This window comes from Methanotorris formicicus Mc-S-70 (genome assembly GCF_000243455.1).
Classification (GTDB): domain Archaea; phylum AGJL01; class Methanococci; order Methanococcales; family Methanococcaceae; genus Methanotorris; species Methanotorris formicicus.
In genome coordinates, this window is the sequence record NZ_AGJL01000030.1 from 1 (window position 1) to 24098 (window position 24098).

26 protein-coding genes and 1 pseudogene are annotated in these 24098 nt (G+C 33.3%); 12 read left to right on the plus strand and 15 right to left on the minus strand.

Going from position 1 to position 24098, the window contains the following annotated elements:
• Positions 1 to 22: 22 nt before the first annotated feature.
• Positions 23 to 499 (minus strand): hypothetical protein, encoded by a 477-nt coding sequence (locus METFODRAFT_RS06010; protein ID WP_007044668.1) that lies wholly within the window; start codon positions 497 to 499, stop codon positions 23 to 25.
• A 644-nt stretch (positions 500 to 1143) separates the two neighbouring features.
• Between METFODRAFT_RS06010 and METFODRAFT_RS06015 the strand changes: the two genes are divergently transcribed.
• The 3 genes from METFODRAFT_RS06015 (at position 1144) to METFODRAFT_RS06025 (ending at position 3801) form a co-directional block, all read left to right on the plus strand.
• On the plus strand, positions 1144 to 2688 hold the full coding sequence (locus METFODRAFT_RS06015; RefSeq protein WP_007044669.1) for a tetratricopeptide repeat protein: 1545 nt from the start codon (positions 1144 to 1146) through the stop codon (positions 2686 to 2688).
• A gap of 26 nt (positions 2689 to 2714) precedes the next feature.
• Positions 2715 to 3485: a glycosyltransferase family 2 protein gene (locus METFODRAFT_RS06020; RefSeq protein WP_007044670.1), complete on the plus strand. Its 771-nt coding sequence runs from the start codon at positions 2715 to 2717 to the stop codon at positions 3483 to 3485.
• Positions 3486 to 3624: 139 nt separating this feature from the next.
• The gene (locus METFODRAFT_RS06025) at positions 3625 to 3801 is read left to right on the plus strand and encodes a hypothetical protein (RefSeq protein ID WP_245528935.1); all 177 of its coding nucleotides are present in this window, start codon (positions 3625 to 3627) and stop codon (positions 3799 to 3801) included.
• Between the two features lie 59 nt (positions 3802 to 3860).
• Here METFODRAFT_RS06025 and METFODRAFT_RS06030 read toward each other — a convergent pair whose 3' ends face one another.
• A complete protein-coding gene (locus METFODRAFT_RS06030) occupies positions 3861 to 4499 on the minus strand; it encodes a TfuA-related McrA-glycine thioamidation protein (RefSeq protein WP_048115677.1) in 639 nt (212 codons plus the stop codon).
• Between the two features lie 22 nt (positions 4500 to 4521).
• The gene (locus METFODRAFT_RS06035) at positions 4522 to 5088 is read right to left on the minus strand and encodes a phospholipase D-like domain-containing protein (protein ID WP_007044673.1); all 567 of its coding nucleotides are present in this window, start codon (positions 5086 to 5088) and stop codon (positions 4522 to 4524) included.
• A 123-nt stretch (positions 5089 to 5211) separates the two neighbouring features.
• Here METFODRAFT_RS06035 and METFODRAFT_RS06040 point away from each other — a divergent pair, with 123 nt between their 5' ends.
• From METFODRAFT_RS06040 to METFODRAFT_RS06075, 8 genes are all read left to right on the plus strand, one after another.
• The gene (locus METFODRAFT_RS06040) at positions 5212 to 5832 is read left to right on the plus strand and encodes a TIGR00153 family protein (protein ID WP_007044674.1); all 621 of its coding nucleotides are present in this window, start codon (positions 5212 to 5214) and stop codon (positions 5830 to 5832) included.
• A gap of 4 nt (positions 5833 to 5836) precedes the next feature.
• On the plus strand, positions 5837 to 6721 hold the full coding sequence (locus tag METFODRAFT_RS06045; RefSeq protein WP_007044675.1) for an inorganic phosphate transporter: 885 nt from the start codon (positions 5837 to 5839) through the stop codon (positions 6719 to 6721).
• A gap of 56 nt (positions 6722 to 6777) precedes the next feature.
• Positions 6778 to 7971: an acetylornithine transaminase gene (locus tag METFODRAFT_RS06050; RefSeq protein WP_007044676.1), complete on the plus strand. Its 1194-nt coding sequence runs from the start codon at positions 6778 to 6780 to the stop codon at positions 7969 to 7971.
• 29 nt (positions 7972 to 8000) lie between these two features.
• Complete coding sequence (locus METFODRAFT_RS06055; RefSeq protein ID WP_007044677.1) at positions 8001 to 8744, plus strand: coenzyme F420-0:L-glutamate ligase; 744 nt, start codon at positions 8001 to 8003, stop codon at positions 8742 to 8744.
• 136 nt (positions 8745 to 8880) lie between these two features.
• A complete protein-coding gene (locus tag METFODRAFT_RS06060; RefSeq protein WP_007044678.1) occupies positions 8881 to 10458 on the plus strand; it encodes a M48 family metallopeptidase in 1578 nt (525 codons plus the stop codon).
• Positions 10458 to 11141 carry a precorrin-2 C(20)-methyltransferase gene (cobI, locus tag METFODRAFT_RS06065; protein ID WP_007044679.1) on the plus strand — a complete coding sequence of 228 codons (684 nt, stop codon included), beginning with the start codon at positions 10458 to 10460 and terminating at the stop codon, positions 11139 to 11141. Before METFODRAFT_RS06060 ends, cobI begins: the two co-directional genes overlap by 1 nt.
• 43 nt (positions 11142 to 11184) lie before the next feature.
• The gene (locus tag METFODRAFT_RS06070) at positions 11185 to 11346 is read left to right on the plus strand and encodes a 4Fe-4S binding protein (protein ID WP_007044680.1); all 162 of its coding nucleotides are present in this window, start codon (positions 11185 to 11187) and stop codon (positions 11344 to 11346) included.
• Between the two features lie 46 nt (positions 11347 to 11392).
• Positions 11393 to 12001 carry an IMP cyclohydrolase gene (locus METFODRAFT_RS06075; RefSeq protein WP_048115678.1) on the plus strand — a complete coding sequence of 203 codons (609 nt, stop codon included), beginning with the start codon at positions 11393 to 11395 and terminating at the stop codon, positions 11999 to 12001.
• A 4-nt stretch (positions 12002 to 12005) separates the two neighbouring features.
• Here the strand turns inward: METFODRAFT_RS06075 and METFODRAFT_RS06080 are convergent, their stop codons facing one another.
• Positions 12006 to 13076 carry a DUF362 domain-containing protein gene (locus tag METFODRAFT_RS06080; RefSeq protein WP_007044682.1) on the minus strand — a complete coding sequence of 357 codons (1071 nt, stop codon included), beginning with the start codon at positions 13074 to 13076 and terminating at the stop codon, positions 12006 to 12008.
• Between the two features lie 60 nt (positions 13077 to 13136).
• On the opposite strand from METFODRAFT_RS06080, the gene METFODRAFT_RS06085 reads away from it, so the two are divergent.
• The gene (locus tag METFODRAFT_RS06085; RefSeq protein WP_007044683.1) at positions 13137 to 13874 is read left to right on the plus strand and encodes a YchF/TatD family DNA exonuclease; all 738 of its coding nucleotides are present in this window, start codon (positions 13137 to 13139) and stop codon (positions 13872 to 13874) included.
• A gap of 1 nt (position 13875) precedes the next feature.
• Here METFODRAFT_RS06085 and METFODRAFT_RS06090 read toward each other — a convergent pair whose 3' ends face one another.
• From METFODRAFT_RS06090 to METFODRAFT_RS11785, 11 genes and pseudogenes are all read right to left on the minus strand, one after another.
• A complete protein-coding gene (locus METFODRAFT_RS06090; RefSeq protein WP_048115681.1) occupies positions 13876 to 14709 on the minus strand; it encodes a F420-dependent methylenetetrahydromethanopterin dehydrogenase in 834 nt (277 codons plus the stop codon).
• 68 nt (positions 14710 to 14777) lie between these two features.
• The gene (locus METFODRAFT_RS06095) at positions 14778 to 15917 is read right to left on the minus strand and encodes a Coenzyme F420 hydrogenase/dehydrogenase, beta subunit C-terminal domain (RefSeq protein ID WP_007044685.1); all 1140 of its coding nucleotides are present in this window, start codon (positions 15915 to 15917) and stop codon (positions 14778 to 14780) included.
• A 34-nt stretch (positions 15918 to 15951) separates the two neighbouring features.
• On the minus strand, positions 15952 to 18018 hold the full coding sequence (gene fdhF, locus METFODRAFT_RS06100) for a formate dehydrogenase subunit alpha (RefSeq protein WP_083820854.1): 2067 nt from the start codon (positions 18016 to 18018) through the stop codon (positions 15952 to 15954).
• A gap of 15 nt (positions 18019 to 18033) precedes the next feature.
• Positions 18034 to 18390 (minus strand): hypothetical protein, encoded by a 357-nt coding sequence (locus tag METFODRAFT_RS06110; RefSeq protein ID WP_007044688.1) that lies wholly within the window; start codon positions 18388 to 18390, stop codon positions 18034 to 18036.
• Positions 18391 to 18709: 319 nt separating this feature from the next.
• Entirely contained in the window at positions 18710 to 19162 is a 453-nt protein-coding gene (locus METFODRAFT_RS06115) for a beta-class carbonic anhydrase (RefSeq protein ID WP_007044689.1), read from the minus strand.
• A 12-nt stretch (positions 19163 to 19174) separates the two neighbouring features.
• Entirely contained in the window at positions 19175 to 19717 is a 543-nt protein-coding gene (locus METFODRAFT_RS06120) for an OB-fold nucleic acid binding domain-containing protein (RefSeq protein WP_007044690.1), read from the minus strand.
• Positions 19695 to 20519, minus strand: a complete 825-nt coding sequence (locus METFODRAFT_RS06125; protein ID WP_007044691.1) for a formate/nitrite transporter family protein — start codon at positions 20517 to 20519, stop codon at positions 19695 to 19697. The genes METFODRAFT_RS06120 and METFODRAFT_RS06125 overlap by 23 nt, the downstream gene beginning before the upstream one ends.
• Positions 20520 to 20806: 287 nt before the next feature.
• Positions 20807 to 21076: a selenium-binding protein gene (locus METFODRAFT_RS06130; protein ID WP_007044692.1), complete on the minus strand. Its 270-nt coding sequence runs from the start codon at positions 21074 to 21076 to the stop codon at positions 20807 to 20809.
• A 133-nt stretch (positions 21077 to 21209) separates the two neighbouring features.
• Complete coding sequence (locus METFODRAFT_RS06135) at positions 21210 to 23129, minus strand: cache domain-containing protein (protein WP_007044693.1); 1920 nt, start codon at positions 23127 to 23129, stop codon at positions 21210 to 21212.
• A gap of 3 nt (positions 23130 to 23132) precedes the next feature.
• Positions 23133 to 23501, minus strand: coding sequence for a response regulator (locus tag METFODRAFT_RS06140; protein WP_007044694.1), 369 nt, complete (start codon positions 23499 to 23501; stop codon positions 23133 to 23135).
• A 206-nt stretch (positions 23502 to 23707) separates the two neighbouring features.
• Positions 23708 to 23964 (minus strand): annotated as a pseudogene (locus METFODRAFT_RS11785) (hypothetical protein).
• Between the last annotated feature and the right edge of the window lie 134 nt (positions 23965 to 24098).

Sequence of the window (24098 nt, forward strand, 5' to 3'; positions counted from 1 at the left end):
TTTAAATGTATTTGCGAAAGTCCTATTTTTTAAACATCAATTTACAAATCTTATCTTTCAAATGTAGTATTAGTATTAATGCAAAGATGGGTAGGAATGGGTAGTAGTAGACCACTCTTCCAACTTCTGTTGAATACCACAGTAACAATCCAAATGCTATCACAATTGCAGCATGCTTCCAACGACCTTCAGATAGATAACCTGCAACAATAGTTCCAAGTGTAATGGGCAAAACTGTAAATACTCCAAAGTATGCCGCTTTAGGATTGATTGATAGGTATACAGATTTTGCAGTTACTATTGCGATAGCCCCATAAAAAGGACCCAATATCGTTCCACAAACTGGGGCTAAACTCGGAGACAGATTTATTTTGTGTGGAGATACACTCACCATTTTGAATCCAGGGTAGAAAATGAATGTAAAAACAATCTCAATCGACATCATTAGTATAAGAAATCTAATTTTTGCATCCTGAGTCAATATTCTAAAAATATTCATGCTCCCCCCACAAGAAACTTCATTTTAATTTAGATAATCGGCTTTTAAATTTTATTGGAAACCCATGTTTTTGAGTATTTGCTTTAAATTGGTAGTGTTGTTCAATTGCAGAATAGAAATATTTTTAAACTATTACCTACCTAAAATAAATATTGTAAATTATGAATACCTTGCAAACGTGTCTAAATTTAATCTTAAGTTTAAATTTAGGGTGTATGATAAAAATGTTTACTTATTGCGTCTATAATTTATAGAATAGTTTTTTCTTTTGTACGGTTCTTAAATACTCTTCAACTATATTGTTTGTATTTTTAATCCAAACTAGTTATGGTTGGAGTTTCTATCAAAAACATCTTGGTGTGAAATGGAACTTGTGTACAATGGGTGATTTGTTATTAGTCATTTTGCAGTTAAATAATTATGCCCTATAATCTTAAAGTGTTAGATAAAATTAATTCAATTAAATAAATATTTAAATTTGTGATGGGAACTACGGTTTTATATTTAGACTTTGTTGTGTTTAATACTGACATAAATTCCCAGACTACTGTGAATTTCCAAGATTCTTAAAGTAAGTTTTTTACATATGGGGGAAATAATAAAATATAGATTTAATTGTACAAATATTAAATTGGTGGTAATGAATGTTTGAATTTTTGGCTAGCAGTCCCATTGTTGAGTTCTTTGTAAATTATGGGTGGTTGGGATTTATCGCATATATTTTTTTAGTTTATGGATGGTTATTTTTGTTAGGTATTGAGTTAAAGAGTAGGGGGCTTTTTGAGGATTGGATTTTTATGTTAACCTATGGGGTTGCATGGATAATCGCATGGGTAATTGCAGGAGGAATTGCATGGGGAATTGTTGGCGGAATTGCAGGAGGGATTATGTGGATAATCGCATGGGTAATTGCAGGAGGAATTGCATGGGGAATTGTTGGAGAGATTATAGCAGGAATTGCTTGGGTAGTTGCATGGATAATTGCTGGAGGTATTGCATGGGTAGTTGCATGGGGAATTGTGGGGGATATTGTAATGGGAATTTCATGGGGTATTGCGTGGATACTTGCAGGAGGAATTGCGTGGATAATGGCGAAGGAAATCGCATGGTGGGTTATTGAGGAAATGGTAAAATCGAAATATGGTAGGGCACTAAGATATTTGGAGAATAACGATCCAAATAATTGTTTAAAATATTTAAATCAACTGTTATATTTGTTAAAAAATTATGAGGATGATGAAAAACCATACTTTAACGAAAATTTAGCAAATAAAGTAATTTCTTTAAAAAACAATTTAGCATTAATAGAAAAAGCAAACAATTATTACAATTCGGGCAATTATAAAGAGGCTTTGAAGTTATACAAAAAAATAATAAATAAAAATCCAGAATTAAGGGAGATTCTTGGGATTAAACATAAAGAACTAATTGCAATTAAAAAAATTCCGACAGAAGAAATTCAAAAAATAGATGAATCACTAAAAAATGAGGAATTGGAAGAACTTAAACACGAAGAACAACCATCAGTAGAATCACACTTAACAAAAGCAAAGGAACTCTCATCAAATGCATTAAGTTTATTTAACCAAAATAAATTAGGGGATGCAATTGATAAATGGATGGAGGCAATTGAACAATATAAAAAAGCAAAAAAAATTGCAAAACTTAATGAGGATGAGGAAATAATGGGGCCGATAAATAAAAATATTAAGATATTGGTTAATAATGCTCTAAAAGCCGGAATTATGTTAATATGTGATGGATTGGGGTGTGACGTGCAAAATACATTAAGTAAGGTTAATGAATTTGAAAGTTTCTTAAATAGGCATAGGAATTATTTGGATGTGGAAGAATATGATCAGTATCAAAAGGTTCTTGGTGAACTTGGAATAAAGACAAAGTTAAAAATTGTTGAATTAGGAGTTGGTGAAGCAATTTCTTTAAAATCAAAAAATGACTACTTAAAAGCGAGAGAAATCCTGAAAAATGCCCTAAAATTATTAGAAAACGTTGAAAATGAAGTAAAAAGTAAAAAAATAAATATGTTCAACAAGCAAATAAATACTTTAAAAACTCAAATAGAGAATGAGTTATCGCATATTAAGAACATACTTTTAGAAGATGAATCTCCAATAGACATACAACTAAATCAAATAAATTCAACACCCGATAAGGAGAATAAAACCTAAAACTTTAAAATCACTTTTGTGATATCATGATTGCTGTTATTCCTATGTTTAATGAGGAAAGGAATATATTGAAGGTTTTGAAGGATTTGGAGGAATTGGGGATTGATGCGGTTGTTGTGGATGATGGGAGTGAAGATAACTCCATAAACATTGTTGAGGAGTTTTCAAAAAAATCAAAAAATAACATATATCTAATAAAAAAAGAAAAAAATGAGGGTAAAGCAAGAGCATTGAAAGATGGTACAGAGTTTGCGTTGAAGTTAAACCCAGAGTATATTGTATATATGGATGGGGATTATCAGCATAAACCAAAAGATATTCCAAAGATGATAGAAAAATTAAAAAAGGGAAATGCAGATGCTGTTTTTGGGATTAGGAGATATAAGTATATTCCAATCCACAGGCAGGTATCCAATTTTTTAGCGAGTTTGATAATGTCTTTGGTAGTGACATTCTATTCAGGAAAAATTTATATTTTTAAGGACATCCAATGTGGATATAGGATAATAAAGGCGAAATTTTTAAAAAATGTTTATTTTGGGGAAGGATACAGTGTTGAGCACCTAATAGCATTACAACTTGCAAAAAGGAAGGCAAAGATTATTGGGGAGTATGTGGATATTGAGTATCATCCAGATGCAACTTCGTACATAACCACTAAGAAGATTTTGGATGTTGTAAAAGAGGTGGCAAAGTTTGTTTTAAAAGGAACTCCAAAAAATAAGGTAATATTTGCCATATCTATGTTAAATGCCATTAAAATAATAAAATCAATAATTCCACCAATTCAATTATAAGGTATCTCAGAAGGCATTCAAATATATTCAAACATTTTGAACGCCCTCCTTCATCGATACCCGCTCCCTTTTACGGGACTGACCTTCTCCCTACTACCCCAAAGAGACATCTCGGGAATAGCTTAAAATGAGGTGGTTTTTGTCTCCTGACGTGGAGACTTTATATCTAACGTCTGAAAAGAGCAATATTGGATTTGTTAGATTTATGGCGATAGTATCAAACTGTATAGAATATTTGAGATACAAATATGGATTATCGTTTTATGAAGTGATTAAAGAGTGTAGTAAAGAACTAATAAAGAAAGGAATATTGTAATCACACTGTCAGTTAATAAACATGCTAAGAAAGTTTGAATAGTTAGCCATTAAAACAAGTTAATTACTTTTTTCCACAAAATCCTTTATCCTATACAACATCTCAAAGGCATCTTTTCTTTTTATATCCTCTTCACTTTCAAAAAATTTCAATAATTTTTCTTTTTTCTCCTCGCTAAAATCTGTCTTATCAAGGACGTTTTTAAATGTTCTTAGTGGGTAGTAGAGAGATTTTGCTATTTTTATTAATAAATCTCCCTCTTCCTTGCTAATTAATCCTTTTTCAACAGCATTCTTTACCATAAATCTAAAACTGACAAGAGAGAAGGATATTTGATTAAAGTCATCGTCAAATGTAACTGCAACCTCATCATCGTCCACAATAGCCCCTTCTTTATAAAGTTTATAAACTTCTCCAACCCCAATCATGCTATAAACATCTAACTCAGATGCTCTTAAAGCCCCCATTGAACCAGCACCAAATATAACTTTGCCTTCCTTTAACCTGTAAAGAATCTCCCTATGCCCTACTGCAGTATTCTGTAAAAATACCCCATCAATTATGCCAATAACATCATACTTATTCATGCCTGGGCTTAATAAATCCCCTCTTTTTATTGGGGGAAAAACATCAGCATCAATAATTGCCTTAATTTCATCTTCCTTTAATGTAAGTTTTGAGAATATTGCTATCTTCATAATTTCACCAAAAATTTTTGAACTACAATCTTTCCCACAATGCTTCAAAGTACTCTTTCTCTTCTTTTAAAACTTTTTTATCCCTAATAGCGATACTTGATTCCTTATTTTCAAATAATCCGCTATCTGTCCAATTGTGGCTACCTACAACAACAATATCATCAACAATAACCAACTTATTATGCACTCGTGTTTTTGAATATTTAACAGAGATTCTCTCACTTGCTAAGTAGTTTTTTGCTTCTTTGTTTGATTCCACTTCTTTATTTAAAATTATCCTTACCATAACTCCCCTTTTTCTTGCTTCAATTAGGGCATTTAGTAGTTCTTCTGTTTGTTTGCATCTAAACATGGAAAACATTATAATATCAATTTCCCTTTCTGCAGATTTTATGATGTTTAGAACATAATAAAAGTATTTTTCATCATTTAAAACAACAATATCTCTTTCTTCATCAATAATCTCTTCTGTAGTGTCTTCTAATGCCTGTATTAGGATTTTTATTTTTTTGTTTATTATTGAAATCATAAGCATCAGGATTGTTAGCAATATTAACAATACAATCAATAAGAATGTATTAAAATCCACAATATCCCTCCACTTTAAGTAAGTTTAAATTTTTAAATGATTTTTTGTTCTTTCAAAAACCTAAAAATTATAAATTACTTTTTTTATATTTTTTTATGTCATTTATATTATGGGGGATAAAGTATGTCCATATTTTTCTTCAAAAGAAAACCAGAAAGAGAAGTCATAGAATTTATAAAATACCACATAGGGTTATCAAAAAAAGCAATAGCAATACTAAAAGAATTTTTAGACAATAAAGACAAAGAATATCTAAACGAAATTACATCCATAGAAAAAGAAGGGGATGAAATAAGGAAAAAGGCAATATTAAAACTTTATGAGGCATTTCTTCCAAGTATGAGGAGGGAGTTAAATTACTCAATAGAAATTTTGGATGAAGTATTAGATAGTGTAAATCATGGAGCGAAGATATACGATTTGATGACTTTTGAGTTAGACAACAACATAAAAGAAAAGTGCAAATTGGTTCTTGACATGTCCATTGAGATGCTTGATTGTTTGATAAATGCGGTTAATGCCTTTGAAGAGAGAGGGGACTTTAATGAATGTATAAAAATAATAAAAATGAGGGAGGAGGAAATTGATGACATCCATCATGAGATTTATAGATACATGGTCAATATGGAAATCAATAATTTTTGGGAAGGGAAATTGATGAGTGATCTTGTGGATATGATTACAAATATAAGTGATTTAATTGAAGATGTGGCAAATGAATTTCAAGTAATATACTTAAGTTAATAAGGTGATTGCAATAATTGAGATACTTATTGGGTTGTATATATCTCTTGTAATAGGGGCAAATGATGCTGCTAATGCTCTTGGCACAACCGTTGGAGCAAAGTTAATGAGTTATAAAAAGGCGGTTCTTTTATTTGGAATTTTTGTTCTCATTGGGTGTTTAAATGGTTATAATGTTGGGCATACGATGAGTTCTATTGTAAGTGGGGATATAACACTGCCTCTAATAATAGCAGGGGTAATAATAACCTTCCTAACATCAAAAAAAATTCCCATCTCTACGCATCAAGTAATCGTTTCTGCATTGGTTGGTTTAAATTTAAATTCCGCTGATTTGAATCTTTTTGTTAAAATTGTTAGTAGTTGGATTATATCCCCAATCCTTGCAGGGGTTTTGGCATACGTAATTTACAAGATTTTTGAGAAATTGGAAATTCCGATATTGAAGAGAGAAAATTTTTTAAAATATGGGTTGGTATTTAGTGGGGGTTTAATTGCATACAACTTGGGGGCAAATGATTTACCAACAGTCCTTGGAACCATATCTAATGAGTTATCAATCTTTATTGTTGGGGCCGTTGCCTTATGGTTTGGGGCATTGTTTTTTGGAAAGGGGGTTTCAGAAACTGTTGGATTGGAACTTGTTGAACTAAATCCACTTCCTGCATTTATCGCCCAATTATCTGCTGGATTGGCGGTGTTTGTATTTACCCAATTCGGAATGCCAGTCTCTACAACCCAAGCAATTATTGGTGGAGTTGTTGGAGTGGGGTTAACGAAGGGAATTAAGACAGTAAGTTGGAGAACACTGAGAAATGTTGTGTTAGGATGGGTCTCTGCCCCAACATTTGCTCTAATTATTGGTTATTTAATACAACCTCATTTTTAAAAAATTATAAAAATACGTAATACAACAATTTCTATAATCAAAATATGGGTGGTTTAATGGAACAGATAAAATACATGGAAGAGGAAAAAAAGTATCATTTACAAACTTACGGAAGATTACCTGTTGTTTTGGTTAAAGGAGAAGGAATGTATGTTTATGATATTGATGGAAAAAAATATATAGACTTCCTTGCAGGGATTGGTGTTAATAATGTAGGGCATTGCCATCCAAAGGTTGTTGAGGCAATAAAGAAACAGGCAGAAACCTTAATCCACACATCAAACATCTACTACACAATTCCGCAAATAGAACTTGCAAAAAAACTCGTTAATTTGAGTGGGTTAAATAGGGTGTTCTTCTGCAACAGTGGGGCTGAGGCAAATGAGGCAGGTATAAAATTAGCAAGAAAATACGCAAAGGAAATTTTAGGCAAAGATGGTGGAGAAATTATAACAATGGAAAATGCCTTCCATGGAAGGACAATAACAACAATAACTGCAACACCAAAACCAAAATATCAGAAAGGATATGAACCATTAGCCCCTGGATTTAAATATGTCACATTTAATGACATTGAGGCGTTAAAGGAAAACATAACAAATAAAACGGTTGCCATAATGATTGAGCCAGTTCAAGGAGAAGGAGGAATACACGTCGCTGATAAGGAATATTTAAAAGCAGTTAGGGATTTGTGCGATGATAAGAATTTGGTTTTGATATTTGATGAGGTTCAATGTGGAATGGGAAGGACTGGAAAGATGTTTGCTTATGAGCATTATGGCATAGAACCAGATATCTTAACTCTTGCTAAAGCATTAGGTGGAGGTGTGCCAATAGGTGCAATGCTTTCTAAGGAGGAAGTAGCAAAGGCAATGGGTTATGGAGACCATGGAACAACCTTTGGAGGAAATCCATTGGCATGTTCTTCCGCATTAGCAACAGTTGAGGTTATTGAGGGCATTTTGGGACATGTTGAGGAGATGGGAAGATACTTTAAGGGTAGATTGGAAACATTAAAGGAAAAGTATCCATTTATAAAAGAGGTTAGAGGCTTAGGATTGATGCTTGGGATGGAGTTGGAATTTAATGGGGGAGAAATTGTTAAAAAGATGCTTGAGAAGGGCTATTTAATAAATTGCACATCTGATGTTGTTTTGAGGTTTTTACCACCTTTAATTGTTGAAAAGGAACATATAGATGGATTAATTGAGGCATTGGATGAGATATTTAGTGAAATAAACAACAAATAATTAACAATTTTTATTTTTTGGTGAAAATAATGATTAAAGAAAAGAGAAAAGTGGAGGTTATTGGTCTCGAACTTCCAATCTTTAAAGGAAACGAATGTGTAAATTTGGCAGAGATAATTGCTCAATATCCACTAAAAGATGGAGATATTGTTGTTATCGCTGAAACATTAATATCAAAACTTGAAGGGAATATTTTAAAGAAAGAAGATATAGAACCATCAAAAGAGGCAGTAGAACTTGCTAAAAAACTTGGAAAAGAACCAGAAGTTATGCAGGTTATTTTAGATGAGGCGAAGGAGATTGTGAAGATTGGGAAGAATTTTATAATAACCGAGACAAAGCATGGTTTTGTTTGTGCCAACAGTGGGGTAGATGAGAGTAATGTAAATGGCATAAAACCACTCCCAAAAAATCCAGATGAAAGTGCTGAAAAAATAAGGGGGGAAATTGAAAAAATAACCAAAAAGAAGGTTGGAGTTATTATATCCGATAGTGTTGGAAGGCCTTTTAGAAAGGGAGCGGTTGGAGTTGCTATTGGTGTAAGTGGGATTTTGGCGTTATGGGATAGAAAGGGGGAGAAGGACTTATTTGGGAGGGAATTAAAAACAACAGAGGTTGCTATTGCTGATGAATTGGCAAGTATGGCTAATGTTGTTATGGGGGAGGCTAATGAGGGCATTCCTGTTGTTATTATTAGAAATGCACAAGTCCCTTTTGGTGACGGAAAAGGAAGGGATTTAATTAGAAATAAGGAAGAGGATGTTTTTAGGTAATATAGTTTTGCGAAATTTATTGGAATTTATTTATGCCCATTAATGTTGTTGTTATCGAGTCCTAAATTTATGTGGTTGTATTCAACATCTAACGCAAAAACTGTATTTGGATTATTAAGTAAATTGGGGGGATAATATGAGACACTTTTGGCTTCTACTACCTTTATTTGTTCTAATTCCACAAACCTTTGGGGTAAATATGACTGTTGATTTGGGGGATCATGCCTATTTAAAGGTGGTTTCTGATAAAAACATCAGTTCCTACTTGGAGAAAAACCTAAAAGATTATGAAGACATCAACTCAAGGTTTGAAGATGGAAAATATAAAACCTACATAAAAGTTAAGTGGAATGGGAAGGAGTTTATCTACAACATCTCTCCTATTAAAAAACTTGGAAACTTTTCCTATAATGTTGAGAGTGATGCTTATCTATCAGTTGTTGAATCAAAGGTAAACAATAATACATTAATTGCTAAGGTTGAGCCGAATTATAAGATAATTATTTTAGGCGTTAGTTTGTTTATTATAATTCCATTGATTAGTGGATTGTTGGTAGTTGGCTATATAAGAAAATTAACAAAAAATCTCCCAAAATCAATAAGGGAAAGGGCAGAGGTAAATAAAAAGATTGCCATCTTTTCCATATTGCATATGCTTTTATGCGTTTTACTCTTTATTCCGGCATTGTTTATTTGCGATTTACCAGCATTGGTTGTTTATCTCCTTAATTTTGGAGATGTGGCAAGTGCAATGACAATTATAATTGGGATATACGCAATAATGGTATTCTTTCCTATGATATTTGGAGTTAAGTACCTCCTAAAAATCCACGATGTGAAGAATAGAAAAGGAGCATCATTGGAGGTTGTTGGGGTTTTAATATTGCCAATGATTGTTGGATTTTTTGTTATATTCCAACTACCTTCATATTTGCCAGATGGGTTCTATAATGTTTTAGAAAACCTCCCAATACCAATGAGGATTGCATTTTGGATGGTCGTTGGATTTATTGCTTTTTACATTCCCGGAAGGTTGATAGGGAATGTCATAATAAAAAAGAAAGAAAGAGAGTCGTATCATGAAAAGATTTTAAAACTTGTGAATGAACTGACAAAAAAATTAAATGCAAAGAAATTTAAGGAAATTAAAATCATTGAAGGAGATATGGCAAACGCCATGGTTGTTGGACTTCTTAATGAAAAACTAATATTAACCACAAAATTAATCAATATTCTTAATGAGGATGAATTAAAGGCAATCCTTGCCCATGAGATAGCACATAAAAAGAAAAAACATATAAAAATTTGGCTATTTGTATGGCTTATTTTAGGGGTTTTTATATTTAGTAGTATAAATTACATCCTTGATGCCATTAAAAAGGTTTTTGGAGATTACTGGCTAATTGGGATTTCAATATTTACAATTGGCTATCTTTCACTATTCGCTATTGATATGTATTTGAGTAGAAAGAGGGAGAAGGAAGCAGATATTATTGCATCACAAATAATGAGTCCAAAAACATATATCAAAGCACTGGCAAAAATTCACTATGCAAACTACATGCCAGAGAAGGGATTTTTAAACATCTTCTCAACACATCCTTCCATGCTAAAAAGGGCAGAATTTGTTGGAGAGAAATTTGGAATATCAAAGGAAGAAATTAAAAAAATAATTGATGATGCATATAACGAAGTTGAAAAAAAGGTGAGTTAATGGTAGAGAAAGTTTATGGCATTGGCGTGGGAGTTGGAGATAAGGAATTATTAACTTTAAAGGCAAAGAATATTTTGGAGAAGGTAGATACCATCTTTGTTCCAATATCAAAAGAAGGAAAAAAGTCCATAGCATTGGAAATAGTTAGAGACTACATAAAAAACAAAAAAATAATTGAACTTCTCTTTCCAATGACAAAAGACAAAGAAACATTAAAAAAATACTGGAATGAGGCATCAAATAAAATAATGAATGAGAGTGGGGAAGTTGCAGTTCTTACTTTGGGAGATCCAACATTATACAGCACATTCTCCTATGTTTGGAATATTTTAAAAGAAAACAACATAGATATTGAGATAATAAACGGCATCTCTTCCCCATTTGCTGCTGCAGGAAGGCTAAATATTCCTTTAGTTGAAGGGGATGAGAAACTCTGCATTCTTCCACAGGGGAAGGATTTGGAGAGATATTTGGATGAGTTTGATACCATTGTCGTGATGAAGACAACGAATTTAGGGGAGAAGTTAAAAGAACTAAATGATAAAAAAGATAAATATGTTATTGGAATAGTTAAAAAAGCAACGTTTGAGGATGAAAAAATTGTTTATGGAAAAATAGATGAAATTGATTTCGATGAATTTAAAGATTACCTATCAATTGCAATAATAAAAAAGGTTAAATAAATAGCAAAATAAATTATAATAGAACCATAAAAACAGTGAAAGCATGAAGATATTGGATAAATGCGTTGGATGTGGAGAGTGTGTCCCATTCTGTCCATTTGAAGCAATAAAAACCTATGGAAAGGCAATAATTGATAAAGAAAAATGCACAAACTGCGGGATTTGCTCTAAGTACTGTCCAATAAGTGCTATTGAAGAAGAATAAATTTATTTTCTTTATTATTTACTATAAAAATTAAATGGGTGATTTTATGTATATTGGAAGATTTTTGGTTGTTGGAAAGACAAAAGAAGGAAAGCCATTTGTATGCTACAGGGTTTCAAGCAGAAGTTTTCCAAATAGGGAGGCAAAGATTATTGATGAAAATACCATAGCAATAATTCCAAAAGACCCAAATGAAGTTTTTAAAAACCCATACATCACCTACAATTGCATAAAAATTGTAAATGACATTGTTGTGGCAACTAACGGCTCTCACACTGATTTCATTGCTGAGAAATTGGCATTTAATTATCCAAAAAGAGATGTTTTAATCTATCAATTAATAACCTTGGATTATGAGAAGGATGCATACAACACTCCAAGAATAGGGGTTATTTTAGATAAAGAAGAATGCTACATGGGATATGTCAAAGATGATGAATTAAGAGTTAAAAAAGTTGAACTTAAAGAAGGAAAAGGTTATTATTTAAGTACCTATGAGTGCTGTGCAATCTCAGAAGAGCAAGTTATTGATATAGGGGGAGAAACTCCAGAGGAGATTTGTGAATACATCTTAAACTACAAAGAATTTGAGCATCCAGTAACCTGTGCAACGGCTGTTATTGATAAGGATGAAATAAAAATAGCAACATTATAAATTTTTATAAAAACCATCTTTTCAAATCAATCGCATCATAAGGACACATCTCATGGCAACAATAGCATTTTATGCATTTCTTTCTATCTATTTTTAAATTAATTATTGCATTAACTGGGCAAACCTTTTCGCAAATCCTGCATTTTATGCATCTACTCTTGTTTATTTTCGGTTTTGGAATCATAATATTAAATATCATCCTCACTATTTGAGGAGGTAAAAGGGAATTCAAATAAACCGTATCTGGTTTTTTAAATTTTAGAGGTTTTATCTCATTGAGAGATTTTTTCTCATTTTTATCTGCATCTATTACTTCAAAATCAACTTTAAGCAATTTATTTGTTAAAATATCATCCATTTTATAACCAATATAATAAGATGCAAATAAATCAACTGCAACAGGATTTTTTGAGCCCATAATTATCTTTGAATGCTTTACTTTTCCATTACTCGGACCATTTCCTTCCATTCCCCAAATCCCATCCATAATGGTTACTATCTCTTTATCTTTGGTTATAAATCTATAGAGTTCAACCAACAATTTTGCAAAATCCTCTTCCTTTGGAAAATATCCATGCAATTTTGGCTTTAAACCCCCAGGAACGCAACCATATAAATTCTTAACTGCCCCAGTAAATTTCATCAAAACGTGTGTTTTTAGTTTTGGAAGGTTTATTATCAAATCACTCTCAACAACAGTTTTTGGAATTGGAATCTCTTTATCGAGAATTTTTGTTTTTATATGTTCATCCTTCTCAAATGCAATATATTTTATGTCATATTTCCTACAGATATCCTCAATTCCAGAGACGCTAAAGGATTTTCTCGTTGAGTATCCAGAGGACTCTCCAACAATAATCTTCCCATCAAAATTATCCTGTAAGTATTTTATAATCCACTCTAAGAACTTTGGATGGGTTGTAACTGCCCTCTCTGGTGGATATGGGCCAAGAATGTTGGGCTTTATGAGTATTTTATCAAATTCCTCAAAATTGCATGATTCAAATGTTGAATCCAAAAAGTTATTATCCAATGAATCGTAATCCTCTCTTATTGAATAAAAGACCTTTTCCATAGTATCCCCCAATTAACTCTAAATAAAAATAACTTTAAAATCATATTTAAGGGTGATTATGTGTATATTGATGCTCATTGCCATGTTGAGGATAAGGCGTTTAACAAAAATAGAGATGAGATAGTAAAAAATGCAAAAGAAAATGGCGTAGAGATTGTTACAAGTGGTGCAAGTTTAGGAGGGTGTAGGAGGGCATTAGAATGCAAGAAAAAATATAACATCCATATAACCTTAGGTTTTCACCCAAGTAATGTTAGGAGTGATGATAAGGTTGTTGATGAAGTCTATAAATTAATAGAAGAAAATGAAAAAGAGATATTAGCGGTTGGGGAAATAGGAATGGATGTTAGAGTTGAGAATAAGGAAAAACAGGAAGAAAGATTTAGAAAATTTATAAATTTAGCGGAAGAGTTAAATAAGCCAATAGTTATTCATGCAAAGGGAATGGAAAGGGAATGTTTTGATATCGTAAATAATAGGGTAGTTTCCATGTATCACTGTTATAGTGGAGATTTGAATTTGGCAAAAGAAATCATCAATAGTGGGCATTACATTTCCATCTCAACGTTAATCTGTTTTTCAGAGCATCACCAAAATTTAGTAAAAAACCTAAATTTGGAAAATATCGTTGTTGAGACAGATAGCCCATATTTGTCTCCAATAAAAGGAGAGAAAAATGAACCAAAAAATGTTATAAAAGTTGTAGATAAAATTTGGGAACTTAAAAAAGATGAGTATTCAAAAGAAGAGATTATAAAAATAATTTATAAAAATACAAAGGAATTATATGGGATTTAATTTACTCTGGTTTTTCCATCAACTTCTTCTTACCCAATACCTTACCTTCTGGATGGTGTGGTTTTCTACTTACTGCGTCCATTGCTTTCTCCAACTCCCTCGCTTCATCCACCAACATGGCAGCATATCTGAGCATCTCATGAGCAGATGCAACAATTGGGACGTATCTTTCCATCTCTTTTACCATGAAACAGCCTTTAACATCCACATCTCCAACCTTCTCAGCGATTGTAAATGCTGCCATTGCCTTTGCCTTTGCATAAGGATTGGTGAATTCCATCGCTTCAACCGCTTTTTCTTCGTTAATAACGATTTTAGGCAATGGAACTTCTTTTCCTTCTTTAACAGACTCAATCATCTCGTCAATAGCATTTTGAACGATTCTTAACGCTCCAGTTCCTGCTAAAACTCTAATTACATCGGCATTAAACAACGCCATCTCAACAGGGTCTAAGAACTGTCTTCTCGCTCCAATCATTGGGTCGCATTTTATGATAATATAACCAAGTCCTTCCTTTTCAATTTCATCCTTTGCTCTTAAACCTGGAGCGTCTCCAACGATAACCGCAGGAATATCGCTTTGACTTAATATCTCTCTCGCTTTCTTTGGTCCTGGAGCGGCTGGATTTGGCCCTATGTAGATGATAAAATCTGGCTTTATCTCATTTACCATCTTTGTTGCTACCTCTTCAACTGAAGTTGGATCCATCTTTGCCCCACTACCCAAAACTCTAACATCTATGTCCTTCCTATCTGCTCTTTCGTCCAAACAAAGATCTATTATTGGAGACATCCCGATGTTACCACACTTCAATATTCCTATTTTTACTACCATTATATCACCTTTTTTCATATTTAAGTTATATATGGTAATAAATTATGATATCAAATATATATAATTTATTATTCAAAATCAAACAATGGTGGCATCTTGTCATCAATCCCTGGAATATATCCATAGATATCTCTGAGTTTCAACTGCATTCTGTGGAATATGTATGCGAGTGGAATTTCCATTGGACAGACGTCTTCGCATTGCCCGCAGTTTATACAACTTTGGGAGACGTGGGACAACCTAATACCCTGAAACATTACTGGATCTGGAGGAATTTTGCCTTTTTCATCGAGGTAATCCGCCTCCAATCTACACTCTCTACAGAAACAGATTGGACAAGCATCTCTACAGCCATAACACTTAATGCATCTATTCCAATACTCTTGCCATCTTTCAAGGTCTGGATATTCCTCCTCAAGGTGCTTTTTCTGGAAACCTTTAGCGAGTTTGATCATGCTCTCTTCTATCTTCGCTCTAATTTCAATACCTTTGTCAGAAGGCTTTTTAGTTTTTATATAACCTTCTTTTTCAGCATTTTCAATGAGTTTTTTCCCTTTCTCTGAGCAGATTTCAACGAACGTCCATCCTGGTTCTGCCCCCCAGTTTCCACATGCTAAATCCGCATTTCTTGGGATTTTTAATTCGCATCTTTGGCAGTTCTTCCTCCTTCCAAAACCTTTTTCTTCCAACTCATGGATTTTTACTGCCTTATGTTCCCCATTTTTTAACTCGATGATGAATTTTCCTTTATCGATTTCCTCCTTCACAACATCCTTAGGATCTACCTCATAAAATAGTTTAATCATCTTCATCGCTGTAATTGGACTAATGGTTCCTCCGCAGTTCAAACCGATCATATAGACGTTATCTAAGTTGATCTGGTTCAACTTCGCCAATTCCCTTATTGCCATAGCATCGCATGGTTTAACAGAGACTGCAATCTTTTTATCTGCTAAGTAGTTCTTTATCAACTTCCCAAAATTCGTTGGAGCACAGTGTAGAGAACCAGCAGTCTCAATTAGTTCTTCCGAATTCGTTATGAATGCTGGAATCCCATCATAGAGATCCTCTCCTTTCTTTAATGCTAAGACACCATCAACGAGTTTTTTATCCAGTAGATATCTGAATAATGCAGTTACTGCTCCACCACATTCCGCCTTTTTTAAGATACCCTCATCCGTAGCCTGGATTAGGAGATATTTGTCCATAATATCACCGTTATAAAAATTTAAAAGTTTATTTTTAAGTAGTTTCGGAGGATACTGCTTTGCTCGGCATTCCTTCACTAATTTTTAATTTTTCAACTTTTACAGCACATACCTTAAGTTCTGGAATCTTACAATTTGGATCAAGAACGGTGTTTGTTAGTATATTTGCAGTAGTTTCTGCAAAGTGGAATGGCATAAATACAACGTCTTTTTTAATATTTTCAGTGATTCTTGCTTTCACAATAACTTCTCCTCTTCTCGAGGATACCTTAACTAATTCGTTATTTTTAATACCTAATTTCTTAGCGTCTTCTGGGTGTATTTCTACGAATCCTTCGTTTATTTCACCTACCATGTGTTTACTTCTCCTCGTCATCGTTCCTGTGTGATAGTGGAATATTACCCTTCCAGTTGTTAAGATGAATGGATATTCGTTATCTGGCAATTCTCCTGGATCTTCGTATTCAATTGGGAAGATCACTCCCAAACCGTCCGGAGTTAAGAATTTTTCAGTGTGTAAAATTGGTGTTCCTGGATGGTTTTCATCCTTGCATGGCCATGGTATTCCTTCGACTCCCAATCTTTCGTATGTAATTCCTGCGTATTGGGGCGTTACTTTTCTAATCTCTTCGAATATCTCTCTTGGTGAGTTGTAGTTAAACAACTCTTTATATCCCATTTTCTCTGCAAGTTTTTTAATTATTATCCAGTCCTCCAATGCCTCTCCTGGTGGATTTACTGCTTTGTTTATCTTTTGAACTCTTCTCTCAGTGTTTGTAAATGTCCCATCCTTCTCTGCCCAGCATGCCGCTGGAAGAACAACATCGGCAAGTTTTGCAGTTTCAGTTAGGAAGATATCCTGAACTATCAAAAAGTCCAATTCTTCCAAAGCATGTTCAACGTGCCCAATGTCTGGATCTGACACCATCGGGTTCTCTCCCATTATGTAGAGGCATTTTATCTCTTTACCTGCGTTTTCTATCATTTCAGGAATTGATAAACCTACTTTATGGTTTAACTCAACTCCCCACACTTCTTCAAACTTCTCATAGGCAACATCTACCTTCTGATAACCCGGAAATACGTTAGGTAGAGCACCCATATCACAGGCTCCTTGGACGTTGTTTTGTCCTCTTAATGGATTAACTCCAGTTCCTCTCTTTCCTAAGTTTCCGGTTATCATTGCCAAGTTACAGCATGATTTAACACTATCTACACCATGTTTGAACTGAGTAACTCCCATACAGTAGAGTATCGACGATCTCTCAGAACCTCCATATATCTTCGCTGCCTCTATAATTAATTCGGGAGAAACTCCACAGATTTTTGAAGCATATTCGGGTGTGTATTTTTCAACGACTTTTTTCAACTCTTCAAATCCTTTTGTCCTATTTTTTATGAATTCTTCATCGATTAATCCTTCTTTTATAATCACATGCATCATTGCATTTAATAAAGCCACGTTTGTTCCAGGGGTTATTTGGAGGTATAAATCTGCATTTTTTGCAGTTGGGGTTTTTCTTGGATCAATTACTATAACCTTAGTCCCCTTATCTTTTGCCCTAACAACCCTTCTTGCAATCAATGGATGCTGTTCAAATGTGTTAGAACCAATTATTAATATACAATCTGCTTCTTCAATATCTTCAATTGAGTTTGTCATGGCACCAGACCCAAAGGCAGATCCTAAACCTACAACAGTTGCTGAGTGTCAAAGCCTTGCACAGTGATCTATGTTGTTGGTTTTTATAACTGCCCTTGCAAATTTTTGGAAAACGTAATTGTCCTCATTAGTACATCTTGCGGATGAGAAGAATCCAACTTCATCTGGAGAGTATTCCTTTAACTTCTCTGCGATTAAGGATAATGCCTCATCCCATATAGTTTCAACGAACTCTCCATCCTTTTTGACCAGTGGTTTTTTTAGTCTATCTTCCCTGTGTATGAATTCATAGCAGTAGTTTCCTTTAATACACACTTTTCCCTCATTTACAGGATGTCTTTTGAATGGATAAGTTCCTACGACTTTTTCATCTTTCACAATTAGATTAATTCCACAACCAGTCCCACAGTATGGGCAAATTGTATGGACAACCCTCATTATCTCACCTTTTATTTATGATGCAATCTTTTGAGTAGGAATTTCTGCAACTTGGGGAGTTTCAAGTTTAATAGGTTTTTCTTTTGTTAGGTTTATCATGTGTACTAAGATTTGAGTCATATTGTTTAGGATACATTTTGAAATATCCTCTGGAATGTTAATGATTTCGTTCTCAAATTCTATAATACCCTCAATAGTGAATACCATGGGAAATTCATTTTTTGTCTTTAACCTACAGGTGTAATTGAGTGAATTGGTGTCTATTTTTTTGTATTCAACACTCCAATTAAGGTTTAATTCCAATTTTGTATTTTTTGGGTTTTCCTTTGGTCGTTCAAAGGTTAATTTTTTAATTGTTATTTTTATATTCATAATATCACGAAGATGCCTTTGGGTCTTTTTTCGCCATCTGCTCCCTAAATAGGGTTCGCAGAATGGCGGGTGCCATGTACAACAAATTTTATATATCATTAAAAATTAAAAAATAAATTGAGTGGTGCCCTATTTTGGGGGTCGGAACCTTTAACCCGTCACAGTGTCAGACATAGGGCCTATTGTAGAAATTGCCCCTACAACAAGACATGAAGTTTTTTACGTGTCGGCCAAAGGCCTCATCCACGAGTTTTTCTCTTTTTTGTGGGTATATAAGGATATATTCAAGAAAACTTAAGTCCATATTTTGATGAAAGTTTTAACATATCTTTTTGAGATCTCCAGTTTCAATATCCATGAGATAACCTTCAACAACAATATCTTTTGGTATTGCAGGATGATTTTTTATCACATCTACGCCCTTAATTACGTTCTTTTCTTCATCATCAATCTTACTTAACCAGCATTTAAGATTCGGAGTGAAGTAAGGATTGGCCCCTCTTTCAATCATCTTCTTCTTAATCTCCTCAACATCCACAGACATCATTCCACAATCCGTATGCCCTACAACCATAACCCTCTCAACATCCAAGCAATAAATTGCAACAACAAGAGATCTTATTACATCTTCGGTTATTACATTCCCTGCATTTTTTATGACCTTAGCATCTCCTCTTTCTATCCCCAACTTTTCAGATAGGAAATTTACAAGGCGAGTATCCATACATGTGACAACCGCAAGTTTTTTCTTTGGTTTTGCATTAGAACCCACAAAATCCCTCCATTAACTTAGTTTTTTAACGCCTATTCCATAGATTTTTGGTTTCCATAGTTTTGGAATCCCCATGAATCCAAAAAATTTATAGTGTTTAGTTACAACCCCATAAATCTCAACTTTGTCTCCTTTTTTAATGTTATCATTTGGAGCCACAATTAAATTAGCGAATATTTCACCAGTTTCATCCTTTATTTTAATAGTTGGTTTTGGGGATAGGCCGTAGATTACTTTTTCTACAATTCCTGAAACTTTTACCCACTGGTTTAGTGTCTCTTTTGTTATATCCTTGATTTTGTAGGATTTGGCATTTTTTTCATATAATGGAATCAACTGTTCAGATATCTCGTTGTTCATCTTAGATATTTTTAATGGAATTACTATCAATCCCACGATAAATGGAATGGAAAGTATAAATATCCAAATATTTTTTGAGAACGTTGTAGCAAGCACTACAATGGTAATCCAAAATATTATAGAAATTGTAGCGGAGGGGGATGCCTTTGTATGTTTTAGTATCTTATTGGTGTTAAATCTTTTTACCGTAGGCATATTGATACACCATTGCTACGAATAATACTGCTCCGATTATGTTTCCAATTGTTGCTGGAAGTTCGTTCCAAACCCACCATCCATAGGTAGTGACGTTTGCTCCCAACAACATGCCTGCTGGAATGAAGTACATGTTTGCCACGCAGTGTTCAAATCCTGAAGCAACGAATGTCATTATTGGGAACCATATCATAAAGAACTTACCTAAAACGCTTGTGGATGCCATTGAACCCACTATTGCCAAATTAACAAGCCAGTTACAACCAATTCCTTTAATAAGGCAAGACATCCATCCAAGGCCTCCTCCTGCAATGTATGGTAGAACCTTTGCCTCTGCAATTTTTATTGCTGTTTGACCAAATGCATTAACGGCGAATTCTCCAGTTGCTTTGTTAAATGTTCTAAGGGGTCCGTATGCCATTATAAACGCATATATCAAAGACCCAATTAGGTTTCCAATATAAACCCAAGTCCATACTTTTAATAGTTGTGAGAACGTTGCTTTTCTCTGCATTATCGCTACTGGCAAGAGCATCATATCTCCAGTAACAAGTTCCATACCAGTCAATATTATCAGAATCAAACCTACAGGGAACACTGATGCACCGATAAGTTTTGCTATCCCTGAACCAAGTGTTTGGGCTACTCCAGTTGAACATACAGTACAAAGACCAGCACCCATGGCAATATATGCTCCGCCCATTATTCCCCTAAGGAGGAGTTGGTCTACACCCAAATTTGCTTTGTATTGTCCGACGTTTCCTGCCATTTCAACAATCTTGTCTGGTGGATTTAAGTCCATAATTCAACCCCCATTGGCATTGGTTGTTGTGGTCTTGTGGGGTACTAACCACACATATGTTTTTACAAAAATAAATAATTATTTATTTGAACCATTTCAAAAAATATAAATATCGCCTGTATTTATAATAGACATTAATTAAAAGAGATAAACAAAATTAGAGAAAAATTAACTTATTTTAGTTACCATATCAAATATAAAAATATAATAATTTGGATTGAAGGGTTTTAAAAGATCAGATAAAAAATTAAAAAAATAAGATAAAAAATTAAAAAAATAAATAAAGCTTAATCTATCGCCCACTGACCTTCTACAAACTTAACGGCAGTACCATAACCCATTAATTTAACAGAATCACCTTCATTTATCGCAATTGTTTTAAATCCTACGATTCCATTTGCATCCATGGATTGGGCTATTTCTTCTAACTCTTTTAAAAGATTTTCCATGTCTATACCATCGACTATTGCTGAAATTACCCCTAATGTGTAGAGTTCTATCCCTGGAATATCGTATGTTGTTGTTATTATAACTTCTTTGCTCATAATGCCCTTCATTGGGACACCCCTTTTTTGTGAATATGGTACCCCACAAGACCACAATAAATATGTTACCCTGAACGTTTATATAATTTATCATTTAAAAAAAATAGAAACTCGTATCATCAAGTTCAAAAAAATTTATAAAAAATTATTTGTTCTGCCTTATAGGTAGGAGAACATGGAACGTACTACCTTTCCCAAGTTTACTTTCTACCCAAATTGAACCGTTATGGGCCTCAACAATACTCTTACACACCGCCAATCCCAAACCAGAACCTCCTTTCTTCCTTTTTGTTGATGAATCCACTTGATAGAATTTATCAAATATCTTGTTTATCTCCTTTTTAGGTATTCCAGGGCCGTTGTCAGTAACTTTTATATGGACGTAATCCCCTTCTCTAAATCCTTCAATTTTAACCTTCCCATTAATTGGAGAGTATTTTATAGCATTTTCAATTAGATTCATTAAAACCTGGTCTATTTTGTCCTCATCCCCTTCTATTGTTATATCCTCAACATTGCAATCTATGCTAACATTTTTCCCACTTGCTAATGGTTTTAGGGTATTTAAAACCTTATCTACAGAATCTCTCAAGTTTATCTTCTCTATCCTCATTTCAAGTTCTCCACGTTCAATTTTAGACAAGTCAAGCATACTTTCTATTAATCTTTTTAACCTATTTATGTTTTCATTTGCAATTTCAAGACATTTTCTTTGAGATTCGTTTAAAGGACCCATTGTTCCATCTAAAACCAACTCCACATACCCCTTAATCGATGTTAACGGTGTCCTTAACTCATGAGATACTATCGCTATAATCTCGGATTTTAATCTATCAAGTTCTTTCAACTCGTTATATGATTTTTCCAATTCTTTGGCATGTTTTTTAAGTTTTTCATGGGTTGTTCTTATTTCTTCAGCCATTTTGTTAAATGCCATGGCAAGTTCTCCAAGTTCGTCATTACTCTCAACTTTAACTCTACAGTCATATTCCCCCTTACTGATTTTCTCTGCACCTTCTTTCAATTTTTCAATAGGTTTGGTTATACTTTTACTTATAAGGAGTGCCAACCCCCACGCAACCAACAACCCAATAACACCAACAACAAAGATCTGCTTTTTTATGTAATTTAAGAGAGCCATAAATGGTTTTTCAGGGGTTCCTACATACAACATCCCAATGATTTCCCCGTTACTGTTTTTAATCGGCTCATAAGCGGTTATATACCAATCATTAACAACAAAAGCCCTACCATAATAAGTACTTCTATTGTTTATAACCTCATCATAAACTTCCTTTGAAACCAGTGTTCCAATTGCCCTTTTGCCATTTTCCTGAACATTTGTAGAAATCCTAAGCCCACCTAAGAATATTGTGGCAGTATCTCCAGTTATATTTTTAATCTCATCAACAATCCTATAATCTTTATTTAAAATATCCGCGGCTAGTATAGCCCCAATTACATGTCCATTATTGTCTCTAATTGGTACAAGTGATACTAACGCCATCCCTCTTTTTTCTATGGTTTTGTTTAGTTCAATAGATTTTGGTGTGTTTATAATATTTATCTTAACAGTATCTTCAAGGTTCTCTTTTTTAATTGTATCTTCATCTATTATTTCAATTGAATTTATCTCTTCTCCAAATAATGCTTTTTTAACCAAACTCTGCAATTCTTTGTCCCCTATTAAGTCATTGTTTGACCTGCCTATAACATTCCCCCTATCGTCAAAAAAAGTTACAAAATCTGCATTTGTTGAATTTTTTATGATAGATGATATTCTTTTTAATTTGGTGTGGTTTTTTGTTTTGACTGCATAGATAACATCTTCCAAATTTGTAGATTCTGTAGTAACGACTGACAAAATTTTAAGATTTTTTCCTACAATACTCTCTGCAACCTTTAAATCATTGGTTATTTTTTGTTGAGCATGCTCATTCATTGTGTCTGTAATGGTGTTTGTAGATACAACCCCTAAAATTAAAACAGGAATTATTGCGATGATTATTGAGAGTATTATCAATTTAGTCCTTAGTTTTTTAAAATTTAAGATTTTGGTCGGCATAAACTACACCACAGTATTTAGTATTTTTTCTATTTTTTCCAATAGTTCTTTTTTTTCAAAAGGCTTCACAATGATATCATTTACCCTTTTTTCATGGACTTTTTTGAGATTCTCTATGTGGGTGTTGGCAGTGAATACTATCACAGGAATAGGTTTCCAATTTTCATTTTTTCTAATTTTGTCAAGAACTTCCCATCCATCTATTTCTGGCATCATAATATCCAAAATTATTAAGTCAGGATTCTCCTTCATACGTTCCAATGCCTCAAATCCATCACATGCAGTTAGAACTTCATATCCTTGTATTTCTAAGATTATCTTTATTAGATTTAATATATCTTCTTCATCTTCAATAACCAAAATTTTGGGCATTATCTTTCACCTTAATACAATTAATATTTAAGTTTTGGATTTATAATGTTGATTGTATATGGTTAAATACACTAATTTACGCATTAGTTTTGCAGAATCAACATAAAATAGACACTACAACGAAATCTTTATATGATCTACTTAACATACTTATACTCCATTTCCTATATTTCACACAAAAACTCCCATTAAATCGATTCTTAATTTTATCTCAGTATCTCCGAATATGCATTAGGTATGCACAACTGAGTATTATCTATTGGTTTATTTGTATATATGTGCATTCGAATTAATTCATTAATTTTGATAACGAATTCTTTTAAATTCATGGTTTTATAATTCGTATTTTTGTTTTTCCATTGCATTGCAACCCATAGATTGTGAATAATCGCTCTAAGTATAAACAAGAATAATCTTACTTCTAAAATCTTTGATTTCGTTTTATAGCTATGTTTTTAAGCATTCTGAATCTTGTTTCGATATTCCATCGTTTTTATACGTTTTTAGATATATTTTTGGTCTTTTGAAATCAATGTTGGTTAAGAAAGTATAATAAACTGTTTTCTTCTCCCCATTTATTATTACCTTCTCTTCTAC